Here is a 13,277-nt window from a genome sequence, read left to right as displayed (position 1 = left end):
TGAACCCACCTTTGTAAACCATGAAATGATGCCGTAATATATACACTAAGAATAACATATCAGACAGTTTTTGCAGGGTGGTAATTATGCCCATAGGGTCGGTAAAAGTTGACAGTTATCAACGGTTTCTGCGTGCTCAGGAACTGACCGGAAGGAGAAAAAATGATACAGACAAACCGGAAAGGTGAATGGTATGAAATTGTCCTTCCTTCAAGTTGGAAGGATTATGCTTTGGAGGAATTGTTAAGAAATGTGTGGGGAGCGCCAAGAAAATTGATCCATCAACTACGGATGGATAAGGCAATATACATAAACGGGAAATTGCCGGACTGGACCGTTCGGTTGACTCCGGGCGCGAAATTGCAGCTGAAGCTGTTTGAGGAAGAAGAGTTTGATGTGGTGCCAGAGTTTTATGACATCGGCGTTCTTTTTGAAGACGACCATCTTCTGATATTAAATAAGCCGGCCGGTATGCCTGTACATCCGAACACTGCGGGGCAAAAAAATACCCTTGCAAATGCGGCGGCTTTTCATCTCCAGGTGAATGGGGAATACCGTAAAGTCAGGCATATCCACAGGCTTGACCAGGATACAACAGGCGCGGTATTATTCGCGAAAACAGCAATCGCCGGGGCAATATTGGATAAAATGCTCGAGGATCGCATGATTAAAAGGACGTATATTGCCCTGGCCGAAGGGATTTTAAAAAACAAAAAAGGAATCTTGGACAAGCCGATCGGCCGGGATAGGCATCACGCTACCAGAAGGCGGGTTTCCAGCACCGGCCAAAAGGCCGTGACCCGATTTATGGTTATCAAATCAATGAAAAGTGATAATCTTACACTTGTCCAGTGCTCTTTAGAAACAGGGCGAACACATCAAATCCGGGTTCATTTCAGCGATATCGGCCACCCGCTCGCAGGGGATGTCCTGTATGGAGGAAGCAGCAGATTTAACAGGCAGGCACTGCATGCGCTTAAGCTGGAATTGCCCCATCCCTTCACCAGGGAGAAAATTGTATGCCATGCACCGTTCCTTGATAACCCACCCATTTTTCGGGACATTGATCCTTTCACTTTCTAATAAAAAAATCCTTCCTGGCGGAAGGATTTTTTGATTAATCATGAGTTTTTCTCATGCCTCTCATTACAAGGCTAACGATGAATACAAGTGCAATCGCCCCGATCAGTGCTGGCAAGATGGCAAAGTCTGCTACGACTGGACCCCAATCACCTAAAATTGCCTGTCCAATCCATGCACCGATGAAACCAGCGATAATGTTACCAATAATTCCACCTGGCAAATCTCTGCCTACAATAATTCCGGCTAACCAGCCGATAATTCCTCCAATAATTAATGACCAAAGAAATTCTAACATTGTGATTTCCTCCTTTATTGTCTAGTTTCATGTGTAATTAGAAGTGCTGATCATGCAGGGTTTCTATGAAGAAGCTCTTCCTTTAACAATGGCAGCTGCTTGTAGCAAAACTGATATTAACGCTTCCCGGGCAGCTTCAGTATTTGCTCTGTTTCTGTGCCATTCAACTTCTTCCTTTTCAACTGCATTCCTGCAGCCGCCAAGCAGTCTTGTTTTTCCAGACCGGGGAGCAATCTTGTTGTCCCCTGTTCTGCCTTAGCTGCTTGTACACATACATTACCACGCTTGATTATAGTTAAAACATTTTTAAGTAAAACTGGCAGGCAAGACAGTACTACAATTTTGGGCTTACATTTAATGTAACCCAAAATGTCCTGTATTATGAAAAACAGAAGTTTAAAGGATAAAAATTAAAAAAGCATCTGTACAGTGACAGATGCTTTACTCAACTTAAAAATCAAAGTTATCCGGGTCAGACCCATAACGTTTATTAATGTTCATCGCGTTTATTTTTTCCATATCTTCTTGGTTCAGCTCAAAATCAAAAATATCCGCATTCTCTCTTAACCTCGACGGTGTAACTGACTTGGGGATGATAAGCACATTATTTTGTAAATGCCATCTTAACGTAACCTGTGTTGCCGTTTTTCCGTATTTGGCCGCGATTTCGTTCAATGTTGGCTCATCCACGAGCCTTCCCCTTGCTATCGGAGACCATGCCTGAACTTTGACATTTTGATGCTCGCAGTATTCTCTTAACTCTTCCTGTGTCAGGTGCGGGTGCAGCTCTACCTGGTTCACTGCAGGGATTTCGGCAGCGGTTTCCAAAAGATGTTTTAAATGGTGGATTTGAAAATTGCTAACCCCGATCGTCCTTACTCTTCCATCGTGATAAAGCTTTTCAAGCGCGCCAAGTCTCCGTGTATTTCCCTTTAACCGGCCAATGCACCAGGTAGAGATCGACATAATCCACACCGAGCTTTTTTACGCTCTGTCCAAAAGCCTGGAGCGTAGATTCGTATCCCTGGTCACTGTTCCACACCTTGGTAGTAACAAAGATGTCTTCCCTTGGAACGCCGGACTGGCGAATTGCCCGGCCTACCCCTTCTTCATTCTGGTACAAAGCCGCAGTGTCAATCAACCGGTAGCCTATTTCCAAAGCTGTTCTCACGGTATCTTCAGCTTGCCTTCCGTCTTCAACCTTGTAAACCCCAAGGCCGAACAGCGGCATTTTGACGCCATTGTTAAGTGTCACTGTGTCCGTTAGCCCCATCTTATGTATCCCTCCAAATAACATCATATACAAATCTTAACACTACCTTTTAAACAATCCAATTAGATAGGATGATTGAATGTGAAGGCTTTCGTTATAACAGTCATAATTTTTGCCAAATTATTAAAAATTCAATCCTATTAATATTAAGTTTTTGTAAATTTTAATTACAGTATCTTCATATTTCGACAAATTTCAGCTAGAATTAATTTCGCTCTTAACAAACCTTGGATAAATAAATGGGGGTCAACAAATGGTTTTCAAGAAGAAAGATAAGTTCGCAATCCTATTAACCAATATTTCCGAGAATTTAAAAGAAAGCGCTGCTTATTTTGCAGATTATAAGCTTAATAATGTCAGCGACCTGAAGGTATTCACGGAAAAAATGAAGGATTATGAAACAAAAGGGGACAGCCTGATCCATGAAGTTATCGTCGAACTGAATAAGGCCTTCATTACCCCGATCGAGAGGGAAGATATTTTATCTCTCGCGATGACAATGGATGATGTCCTGGACGGAATGGAACAATGTGCAAACCTGTTTGAAGTTTATAATGTTACAAGCGCCGATGATTATATGGTCCAGTTTGTAGACGCCTTAAAGAAATCTGTTGATGAAATTGAACAATCCGTCCAGCTTTTAACAACGAAAAAACTTCCACAAATCAGAAACCATGCTATCAATATTAAAGACTATGAGTCAAGATGTGATGGCATTTTGCGCCAATCCATCAAGTACCTGTTCTCAACAGAGAAGGATCCTATCCGTATCATCAAGTATAAAGAAATTTACGAAAGCTTGGAGGAAATCGCCGACAGCTGCCAGGCTGTTGCGAATACTCTTGAAAGCATTATCATGAAAAACGCTTAAGGAGCCTGATCAATGGATGCATTATTTGTTGTAACAATATTAATCGTGATTGGTGCTCTTGCGTTTGATTTCATCAATGGATTTCATGATACCGCAAATGCAATTGCAACGTCTGTCTCAACGAAAGCTTTAAAACCAAGGCACGCCATCATTTTGGCAGCAGTAATGAATTTTGTGGGTGCGATGACTTTTACCGGGGTTGCGAAAACGATAACGAAGGATATCGTTGATCCTTTCACATTAGAAAATGGTTCACTGGTAATACTTGCTGCCCTTATTGCAGCGATATTCTGGAACCTGTTGACATGGTATTACGGCATACCAAGCAGCTCGTCACATGCAATTATCGGCTCAATCGCCGGTGCGGCAATTGCAGCAGCGGGTTTCCATGCGCTTAACTATCATGGGTTCCTGAAAATCATCCAGGCACTGATTTTCTCTCCTTTACTTGCATTTGTGGCAGGATACATTGTGTACAGTATTATAAAGCTAATTTTCAAAAACAGTAATCTAACAAAGACCAACAGGAATTTTCGTATCTTCCAGATTGCGACTGCCTCCTTGCAGGCTTTTACACACGGCACGAACGATGCACAGAAAGCAATGGGGATCATTACGATGGCTTTGATTGCAAATAATTACCAATCTTCATCTGATATTCAGTTCTGGGTCCAATTCTCCTGTGCATTGGCAATGGGCCTGGGGACATCTGTTGGAGGCTGGAAGATTATTAAAACTGTGGGTGGCGGCATCATGAAAATCCGCCCTGTCAACGGCGTTGCCGCTGATTTAACAGGAGCAATGGTGATATTCGGTGCTACATATATCCATCTGCCCGTCAGTACCACCCATGTTATTTCTTCATCCATTCTCGGCGTTGGTACAGCTCACCGGGTAAAAGGGGTTAAATGGAGTACAGCACAGCGTATGCTCATTACATGGGTGATCACACTTCCAATTTCTGGTACTGTAGCAGGCATTGCTTATTTTATCTTAAATGCTATTTTTTAATAATTAGTTAAAAGCCGGCAAAAACCGGCTTTTTTTGTATTTCGGGCTTTATCAAAAAAGCGCTTTGAAGATAATAAAAAACTGCCTCACATACATTTTATGGAGGCATTAAGCTTCCTCCAGTTCATGTATTTCAACTGTATTCAGCTCCCTGGACAGGTCCCTCATGTGCACTGTAGCCGTCCTGCCATCTTCGTTTAACTTGTCGATCCAAACTGATACTCCATTATATTTCACATCAATTTCTGCAGGCGATGAAAGAATCTGCTTTACCCTGTTCGCATCCAACGAGTCATCCCTCCTTTTTATGTTTATTTTTCTTCACGGGAGGGATTTTATGCCTCAAAAAAGATAATTACCCGGAATATTGAATGACGGTTTAATATCTCGCACAGTTTTAATACAATGAATACATAGAAAAATCTTATAAAAATTTCGGAGTGGTGAAAAAATGCCTGACTGGTCCTATCATCCCCTTTTCAAGCCCTGGCTGATGCGGCTTCCTGGCAGTGCCGGCCGGGAATTTATCCATAAAGGCATGTCCTTTCTGTCAAAGCTCCCTGGCGGAGTTGCTGTAATCGAATTTCTTGGCCATTTATCACCTTCAAGAAAGCTTGGAAAACGATTGTTCAATATAGAGTTTGCCAGTCCAATCGGCCTTGGCGGCAGGATCGACCCCCGTCTTTCCGGCACAAGAGCATTTATGCACCTTGGATTCGGCCTGATTGAGATCGGTCCTGTCACCTGCAGTCCTCGGAAACCTTCCTTAGCGCCCCACTTCAGGAACGACGTTCTTGTTACTTCTCTTCAGGAAGAGACACTTGATCTTGAGGAAACGATAAAGAAACTGCGCGAATCGAGACGTACCGGCTTTCCACTTTTAATCCGTCTCGGACCAGAAGAAAACAAGGACCTTACTGATTTGGCAGCGCAATTGGCTGAATACAGCGACCTTTTTGCGATTGGCCCCCAGCAGGCAGCATCTTCCCAGGATCTGTTAACGCTAAAATCGGCCATAGGCGGCAAGCCGCTACTTTTTTCAGTGGACCACACTGAGGTTAGGGAAATGATAAGCCTGCTTAAAGAATGGTCTGCAAACGGGTACATAAACGGCATCATTTTAGAAGAACATACCGTTTTAACAGCTACAGAAAAATTGATTCCCGCATGCCAGGCAGAAGAGATGGCTGAAGCGCTTCATTTACTGAAAAAAAATGACATCAATTTTCCTGTCATAACTTCTGGAGGAGTATCGGAGCCAGCAGATGCAATCCAATTGCTTGCAGCCGGTTCGGAACTAATATTGCTTTCAGGGGGTTATGTCCTGTCCGGCCCAGGCCTCCCAAAACGCATCAATGAGGCCATCATTGATGAAAGCAAGGATTCATGCAGCAATACGGTTTCCGGCTGGAGATGGTACTGGCTGTTTGGGCTGCTGATATTGGCCGGAGGCGTTTCAGCTCTTTTCTTCAGCATGACCAGGGTCATCCTATTCTACGATGAACAGTTTCTGCAGTTGAGCAGAATTGAGTTAATCGCAGCCAACCCGAATATATTAAAATTCATGTCCCACGACAGGATGACTCTTGCAGGGACGATGATTTCGGGTGGAATTTTGTATATGTACCTTTCAAAATACGGGATTCAACGCGGACTTCATTGGGCGAGGCAAGCAGTAAATATCGCTGCTGCAACAGGGTTTGCCGGCATACTCCTATTTCTTGGATTTGGATATTTCGATTGGCTGCACGGCTTGTTCTGGCTTGTGTTGCTGCCATTTTTCATTCTTGGCGTAAGGCAGTCTAAAAATGCTCTTGATACACCCGCGTCAAAAAACAGGAAGAACCACCGTGGCTGGGTGAAAAGTGTTTATGGCCAGCTTTGTTTTGTGATTCTCGGTTTTTCCTTTGTGACCGGCGGTGTCGTTATTTCATTCATTGGCGCCACTAATGTATTTGTTCCTACTGACATCGAATTTATTTGCATGTCCCCTGAACAGCTTAACGATCTTAATGAAAGGCTGATTCCTGTCATCGCCCACGACCGGGCGGGTTTCGGGAGCGCCCTGTTCAGCGTTGGGGTGCTTGTTTTGATGATGGCATTGTGGGGATTCCAGGAAGGTTCCGCATGGTTGTGGAGAAGCTTTTTATATGGCGGTATCCCTGCATTCACTGCGGGAATCCTGACACATATTTTCATAGGGTATACAGATTTTATCCATCTATTGCCCGCTTACTTTGCGCTATTCCTTTATATTGCTGGACTGATTCTTTCAAAGGAATTTCTTCTTGGAAAAGGCGGCCGGGCAAAATGGAGATAACTAAACCAGCCCGGCTATAAACATGGCTGCTGCGAGCAATCTTTACTTGATAATTGAACTAAAAACGAATAATATAGTATCTGTATTTAAAAATGTTCGTTTTTTGGAGGATCCCATGTTTAAACTTAAAGAGAACAACACCAATACAAAAACAGAAATTCTAGCGGGTATTACTACATTTTTCACAATGGTTTATATTGTCGTGGTGAACCCAGTCATCCTTGCAGATGCCGGGGTGCCGTTTGAACAGGTCTTTACCGCCACGATCATTGCTGCGGCAGTAGGTACACTCTGGATGGCACTGTTTGCAAATTATCCGATCGCCATCGCTCCAGGTATGGGCCTGAATGCATATTTTGCTTATTCCGTCGTCGGCACACATGGCAATATTTCATACCAGACTGCATTCGCTGCTGTATTCATTGCCGGAGTCATTTTCGTCATCCTCTCGCTTACTCCATTCCGCGAGAAATTGATAGAGGCAATCCCGAATAATCTGAAGCATGGAATTACTGCAGGTATAGGGCTCTTTATCGCTTTTATCGGGCTGCGCCTGACACACATCATAACCGCACATCCAACCAATCTCGTCGCGCTGGGGGATTTGCATTCTCCATCCGCTGTCCTTGCGTTAATTGGTTTGGCTGTGACCCTTGTACTAATGACATTGAATGTCAACGGCGCGCTTTTCATCGGCATGGTGGTTACGGGAATAATCGCTTTCTTTACCGGACAGCTTGATTTTAAAGAAGGGTTCATGTCGCTCCCTTCCCTGCCGGAAGGGTTAATCGTGGGAAATCCGCTTACTGCCCTCGGAGATGTCATTCAGCATAGTTTGTATGCTGTTGTATTTTCATTTATTCTAGTCACCATCTTTGATACAACAGGAACGATGATAGGCGTTGCCAATCAGGCCGGATTGATGAAGGGTGATTCAATGCCGCGGGCAAGGGAAGCACTTCTTTCTGACTCGATTGCGACCGCAGTTGGTGCTATGTTTGGGACAAGTCCGACGACCGCTTATATCGAATCATCCTCCGGGGTTGCAGCTGGCGGACGTACAGGCCTGACATCTCTAACTGTTGCAATCCTGTTCATCCTGTCTGCCTTTTTCGGACCGCTTGTCGGAGCCGTATCAGGACTGTCAGCGATTACCGCTCCAGCCCTGATCATTGTTGGCAGCCTGATGATGGGCAGTATTTCCAAAATACGCTGGAATGAAATTGACGAAGCGTTCCCTGCTTTCCTGATTATTTTGAGCATGCCGCTCACATCAAGTATCGCAACCGGAATTGCGCTTGGATTCATTTCATACCCGCTCATGAAAATAGTGAAAGGCAAATGGCGGGAAGTCCATCCGCTGCTATATGTATTCGCTGTTTTATTCTTCTACCAGCTGGCGTTCCTGCCTCATTAACATCACCGAAAGAATCCGCGTTGCGGGTTCTTTTTTTTGTCTTACTTGTTCTAAGACCGAGGTCTGAGATAAAAATAATGCTAAGGATCATTTCGGGATAGGCGGGTTCAAAGTAGGATGATAATCAGGGAGGGAATAGCGCAGCAAAAATATCATTTTTTAACAGGGGGATTTCTCCATGAGTTAACACGTTGCTTATAATGTAATTTTGTAAATTACGTGTGAAAATTAGCACTATTCATTTTCTTCAAACGGAAATTATGTTACGATTTTCCAGGATAAATTTAGGTCTTATGGACCATAGGAGGAGAAATACTTAATGTCTTGGTTTACGAAATGGGCTTTTCGAAACAAAGCGGCAGTAACCATCATGTCTCTGCTTATACTTTTAATGGGTGTGGTGAGTTATACCAACCTTCCAATGGAGTTCTTCCCGGCCGCCGACCAGCCACAAATATCGGTCGTTGTCCTTGGACAGGGATCCGATTCCGAAACGATGGAAAAACAGGTGACATCACCTATTGAGAAAGCAGTATCCGGAGTAAAAGGAAAACGTGTTGCTCTGTCAACAACGGGTGACGGGTTTTCAAAAATAGACCTATTCTTCGAACCTAAAACTGTCATGAAGGATGCGAAGCTGGAAATACAAGAAGCGGTAAATGAACTTACTTTACCACCAAACGTGTCAAAACCGACGATTGTCCAGTTGAATACCAGCATGATTCCTATCTCCGAAATCTCGGTTACCTTTGAGGATGGATTGACTGCTCAGAACATCGAGTTTGCAGAATCAAAAATAGTCCCACAATTTAAAGACATTAAAGGTGTAGCCAACGTCCAGTCACATGGTAAGGCCAATTCTTATGTTTCTGTAAAAACAGACAACGTGAAAATGGCCGAAAAGCAGGTTACGCTGCAAAATATTATGGGGGTGCTTCAAGGACAATCTCTGTCTGCCGCTGTCGGTGAAAAAACCATTGACGGCAATGCAAGCAACATCAAAGTGATTGGAAACATCGACAGTATCGGCAAACTGAAAAACTTGCAGGTAGCGCCCAATGTTGCTCTGCAAGATGTCGCCAATATCCAGATAAGCCAGCCGGACGACACCTTAAACCATATCAATGGTGAAGACGGACTGTTTTTGATTGTGACAAAAGACAGCACCTCAAACGCAGTAAGCATCAGTAAAGAAGTTGACAAAGTAGTAAAGAAATTGAACAAGGAATATGACCAGGCCGAGATAACAGTTGTCCTATCCACAGCAGACATGGTGGAAACATCTGTTCATTCCATGATTAAAGAAGTCCTGCTCGGGGCGCTGTTTGCTACCATTGTTATCATGCTTTTCCTTAGAAACCTAAAATCTACTTTTATCACCATTGTTTCGATACCTTTGTCACTGTGTTTTACATTATACTTACTGTCTCGTTCCGGCATCACCCTGAACGTCCTGACTCTTGGTGGCGTTGCTGTAGCAGTGGGCCGTCTTGTTGATGACAGCATCGTGGTCATTGAAAATATCTTCAGGAAAATGCAAAAGGAGAAATTTTCCGTCCCAATGGTCATGGAAGCAACCAGGGAAGTTGGGGCAGCCATTACATCATCGACCTTGACAACGGTCGCGGTCTTCCTGCCTATCGGATTGGTGAGTGGGGGCTTGCAGGAAATCATGCTTCCATTCGCGCTTACGATCACGTACTCACTGCTTGCTTCATTGATTGTTGCCTTGACGGTTGTACCATTAATGAGTGCGGGCTTGCTGAAAAACACAAAAATGCCTGAGCATAAGCCTGCCATACGGTTTTCAAAGCTTGTGACCTGGTCATTGAACCATAAATTCGTGGTAATCGCCGTTTCCTTTTTGCTTTTTGCTGGCTCCATTGGCGGATACTTTGTTTTGCCAAAAGGTACAGTTGACAGCTCTACTGCAGATTTTGTCATGGTCAACTTGAGCTATCCGAATGAAACGCCTTTAGAAACGGTAAAAGAAAATTCCCTTGAGCTAGAGGAATTTATTGTAGACCAAAAAGAAGTAAAGCACGTGTTCACCCAGATGGGTAACTCAGCTGAATCCGCCCAATACGGAGACGTCCGGTCGCCAACGCAAACCACTTTTACCATTATCATGGATGATAAAAAGAAGACTGATCAATTTGTCGAAACAATGGAAAAACAGAAAGCTAACTACGAGGACGCTCAATTCACTGCTTCTGCTGCGTCGATGATTACCGGTTATTCAACACAAATTACAATAGATGTCCTGGGTAACTCAATCGACGACATTGAAGAAACTGCGCAAACAATCAAGAAAGAAATATCAGAGGTTGACGGTGTAGAAAAAGTAACAACCAATTTTGAGGAGAAGAAAACCGTCTACTCTTTCACAGTCGATCCTGAAAAAGCAAATTCGGAACAATTATCCCAGCAATTAGGCGTTATGTTAAATCGCACCCCAATTGGTTCCGTGGAACTGGACGAACAACAGACAAGTGTAATTCTTGAACCGATGCTCGATCCGAAAACGCCTGAGGACCTGGAAACCATACCAGTCATGACCACGGCTGGCATCGTACCAGTATCTGAAGTTGCAGAGCTTAATAAAAGTGAGGAACCAACAAGCCGGTTCCATAAGGATGGCGACCAGTACGTCAGGGTAACGGCTGCAATAGATTCAAAGCGTGTATCGGAAATTGACAAAGAAATCAACAGAATCATTAACGGAGACCAAAATACAAAAGGCCTGGATGTTCCTGACGGTGTCGAAGTGAATGTGGGAGGTGCCAGCGCGCAGCAGGCTGATGATTTTACCGACCTGTTCATCACTATGATGGTGTCAATCGGAGTTGTATTCATCATTATGGTCATTACCTTCAAAACAATCCGGGCGCCGATTGCCATACTGTTCTCCTTGCCTCTTGCAGCAGTCGGGGCTATTCTGGGGCTGTTAATAAGCAGGATTCCAGTCGATATTACCGCATTGCTTGGTGCCTTAATGCTTATTGGTATAGTAGTGACAAACGCGATAGTGCTTTTGGACCGCATCAAACAGAATGAACAAAAAATGATCATCCGGGATGCGATCGTAGAAGCTGCAGCAGTCAGAATGCGGCCTATCGTAATGACAGCAGTCGCAACAATCTTTGCCATGGTTCCATTACTGTTCAAAAAGGCTGAATCAGGTGTCCTTGTGTCCCAGAGCCTTGCAGTCGTGGTCATTGGCGGTCTTGCAGTAGCAACAATGCTTACGCTGGTTGTCATCCCGGTCGTGTATGAGCTGCTCCATTTTAAAAAATCAAAAACGCAGCGGCTAAATATCGAAAGCAGTAATGATTTGATGATGTAGGATTTGCAACAGGCCCGAACATAAAAGAGGCCAACCGTCAGGCCAGCCTAGTTGATGGGCTGGCCTATTTTAATGCATTTCTGACAGTCTTGGATATAATGGCAAAATCCCTTTGTTCTATGGCACGAATTCAAAAAAAAACGGCAGGTTTCCCCGCCGTTTTTATAGCTTAATAGTTAGTATTAAGCTTCTGCCTCTATTTTTTGGTTAATGTCATTATAAACATTGGGATCTATTTCTTTAGTGATTCTGCTTGTAAGAATCCCGGATGTCATGGCTCCGCTCACATTGACAGCAGTACGGCCCATATCGATCAGTGGTTCAACCGAAATGAGCAATCCGGCAAGCCCGATAGGCAGGTTCAAAGCTGACAGGACAAGCAGTGCCGCGAATGTTGCACCGCCGCCCACGCCGGCAACACCAAACGAGCTGATGGCAACAACAACAATTACGGTCGCAATAAAGGATGGGCTTAACGGATTGATGCCCACCGTCGGCGCAATCATGATCGCGAGCATGGCAGGATAGATTCCTGCACAGCCGTTCTGCCCGATTGATAATCCGAAAGAACCGGCGAAGTTGGCGATCCCCTCAGGAACACCGAGTGATCTTTGTGTTTTGATCGTGATTGGCAGCGCTCCGGCACTTGTGCGTGATGTAAACGCGAATGTCAGTACAGGAAACGCCTTTTTCACATAGGTTATTGGATTCAGGCCAGAAGCTGTCAGCAACAGCAGGTGGATGATAAACATGACTGCCAGTGCGACGTAGGATGCAACGACAAATTTTCCAAGCTTAACAATGGAATCAACATCGCTCATTGCGACCGTCTTTGTCATGATCGCAAGAACGCCATAAGGAGTAAGGCGCAGGATCAGAGTAACCACTCTCATGATCACCGCATAAAAAGCGTCAACGATTTTCGCAAATAATTCAGCATGCTCCGGTGCCTTTTTTCTGACCCCCAGAAACGCGATGCCCAGAAACGCGGCAAAAATGACGATGGAAATAGTTGAGGTCGGCCGTGCCCCTGTAAAATCGAGGAACGGGTTCCCTGGCAATAGCTCAAGAATTTGCTGCGGCAAAGTGCGGCCTTCAAGTGTATCGCCGTACCTCTGCTGAAGCTCTTCCGCACGGGCAGTTTCCGCTTCTCCCTGTGTGATTTGCACAGCCTCAAGGTCAAAGCCGGTCGCGGTAATGATACCCACTGCCGCGGCAATGGCTGTTGTCCCAATCAGCAAGCCAAGTATCCACGAACTGATTTTTCCGATATTATTGGCAAGCTTTAATTTTGTAAATGCGGCAAGTATCGAAATGAATACGAGTGGCATTACAATCATTTGCAGGAATTTTACATAGCCGCCTCCTACAAGGTTGAACCAGTCCGCGGTTTTTACTACGACATCGGACGTTGGCCCATACGCAAACTGAAGCGCAAAACCAAACACAATCCCTGCTCCCAGCGCGGTGAAAACACGTTTGGAGAAAGATACATGTTTCTTTTGCATGAAAAACAGGCCGGCAATAACTAATAGCATGATAGCAATATTCAAAATAACTAAACCTGTTGTCATACTTTGTTCCCTCCATTTCATTTTAGAATCGAGATAAACATATTACATATATTCCAATCAGTCAAGTCGGAATAAATGATGCTATCC

General features: G+C 44.3%; 10 protein-coding genes and 1 pseudogene. 7 read left to right on the top strand and 4 right to left on the bottom strand.

The window, feature by feature from the left end; genetic code table 11:
• Positions 1 to 165 precede the first annotated feature (165 nt).
• Positions 166 to 1,083 carry an RluA family pseudouridine synthase gene (locus tag CVD19_RS06860; protein ID WP_374702871.1) on the top strand — a complete coding sequence of 306 codons (918 nt, stop codon included), beginning with the start codon at positions 166 to 168 and terminating at the stop codon, positions 1,081 to 1,083.
• A 34-nt stretch (positions 1,084 to 1,117) separates the two neighbouring features.
• Here the strand turns inward: CVD19_RS06860 and CVD19_RS06855 are convergent, their stop codons facing one another.
• A complete protein-coding gene (locus CVD19_RS06855; RefSeq protein ID WP_101581112.1) occupies positions 1,118 to 1,378 on the bottom strand; it encodes a GlsB/YeaQ/YmgE family stress response membrane protein in 261 nt (86 codons plus the stop codon).
• 52 nt (positions 1,379 to 1,430) lie between these two features.
• Between CVD19_RS06855 and CVD19_RS24210 the strand changes: the two genes are divergently transcribed.
• A complete protein-coding gene (locus CVD19_RS24210; protein WP_142383510.1) occupies positions 1,431 to 1,637 on the top strand; it encodes a hypothetical protein in 207 nt (68 codons plus the stop codon).
• 191 nt (positions 1,638 to 1,828) lie between these two features.
• Here the strand turns inward: CVD19_RS24210 and CVD19_RS06850 are convergent.
• Positions 1,829 to 2,651 (bottom strand): annotated as a pseudogene (locus CVD19_RS06850) (aldo/keto reductase).
• A 253-nt stretch (positions 2,652 to 2,904) separates the two neighbouring features.
• Here CVD19_RS06850 and CVD19_RS06845 point away from each other — a divergent pair.
• Together CVD19_RS06845 and CVD19_RS06840 are read left to right on the top strand one after the other, a co-directional pair.
• Entirely contained in the window at positions 2,905 to 3,522 is a 618-nt protein-coding gene (locus CVD19_RS06845; RefSeq protein WP_101581111.1) for a DUF47 domain-containing protein, read from the top strand.
• Positions 3,523 to 3,534: 12 nt separating this feature from the next.
• Entirely contained in the window at positions 3,535 to 4,533 is a 999-nt protein-coding gene (locus CVD19_RS06840) for an inorganic phosphate transporter (protein WP_101581110.1), read from the top strand.
• Positions 4,534 to 4,641: 108 nt separating this feature from the next.
• On the opposite strand, the gene CVD19_RS06835 is transcribed toward CVD19_RS06840, so the two are convergent.
• Complete coding sequence (locus tag CVD19_RS06835) at positions 4,642 to 4,821, bottom strand: H-type small acid-soluble spore protein (RefSeq protein ID WP_101581109.1); 180 nt, start codon at positions 4,819 to 4,821, stop codon at positions 4,642 to 4,644.
• Positions 4,822 to 4,984: 163 nt separating this feature from the next.
• On the opposite strand from CVD19_RS06835, the gene CVD19_RS06830 reads away from it, so the two are divergent.
• From CVD19_RS06830 to CVD19_RS06820, 3 genes are all read left to right on the top strand, one after another.
• Positions 4,985 to 6,853, top strand: coding sequence for a dihydroorotate dehydrogenase (locus CVD19_RS06830; RefSeq protein WP_101581108.1), 1,869 nt, complete (start codon positions 4,985 to 4,987; stop codon positions 6,851 to 6,853).
• Between the two features lie 115 nt (positions 6,854 to 6,968).
• Positions 6,969 to 8,270, top strand: coding sequence for an NCS2 family permease (locus CVD19_RS06825; RefSeq protein WP_101581107.1), 1,302 nt, complete (start codon positions 6,969 to 6,971; stop codon positions 8,268 to 8,270).
• Between the two features lie 319 nt (positions 8,271 to 8,589).
• Positions 8,590 to 11,616: an efflux RND transporter permease subunit gene (locus tag CVD19_RS06820; protein WP_101581106.1), complete on the top strand. Its 3,027-nt coding sequence runs from the start codon at positions 8,590 to 8,592 to the stop codon at positions 11,614 to 11,616.
• Between the two features lie 182 nt (positions 11,617 to 11,798).
• Here the strand turns inward: CVD19_RS06820 and CVD19_RS06815 are convergent, their stop codons facing one another.
• A complete protein-coding gene (locus CVD19_RS06815) occupies positions 11,799 to 13,190 on the bottom strand; it encodes an L-cystine transporter (protein ID WP_101581105.1) in 1,392 nt (463 codons plus the stop codon).
• Positions 13,191 to 13,277: the final 87 nt, after the last annotated feature.

The sequence above is a fragment of the Bacillus sp. T33-2 genome (genome assembly GCF_002860205.1).
Taxonomy (GTDB): domain Bacteria; phylum Bacillota; class Bacilli; order Bacillales; family Cytobacillaceae; genus T33-2.
Note: the sequence above shows the minus strand (reverse complement) of the source record. Positions and strands in the feature narration are given on the sequence as shown.

Excerpts from the sequence above, each read along its gene's own strand:
- CVD19_RS06855 (WP_101581112.1), bottom strand. The coding sequence starts at position 1,378 with ATGTTAGAATTTCTTTGGTCATTAATTATTGGAGGAATTATCGGCTGG.
- CVD19_RS24210 (WP_142383510.1), top strand. The coding sequence starts at position 1,431 with ATGCAGGGTTTCTATGAAGAAGCTCTTCCTTTAACAATGGCAGCTGCT.
- CVD19_RS06845 (WP_101581111.1), top strand. The coding sequence starts at position 2,905 with ATGGTTTTCAAGAAGAAAGATAAGTTCGCAATCCTATTAACCAATATT.
- CVD19_RS06840 (WP_101581110.1), top strand. The coding sequence starts at position 3,535 with ATGGATGCATTATTTGTTGTAACAATATTAATCGTGATTGGTGCTCTT.
- CVD19_RS06830 (WP_101581108.1), top strand. The coding sequence starts at position 4,985 with ATGCCTGACTGGTCCTATCATCCCCTTTTCAAGCCCTGGCTGATGCGG.
- CVD19_RS06825 (WP_101581107.1), top strand. The coding sequence starts at position 6,969 with ATGTTTAAACTTAAAGAGAACAACACCAATACAAAAACAGAAATTCTA.
- CVD19_RS06820 (WP_101581106.1), top strand. The coding sequence starts at position 8,590 with ATGTCTTGGTTTACGAAATGGGCTTTTCGAAACAAAGCGGCAGTAACC.
- CVD19_RS06815 (WP_101581105.1), bottom strand. The coding sequence starts at position 13,190 with ATGACAACAGGTTTAGTTATTTTGAATATTGCTATCATGCTATTAGTT.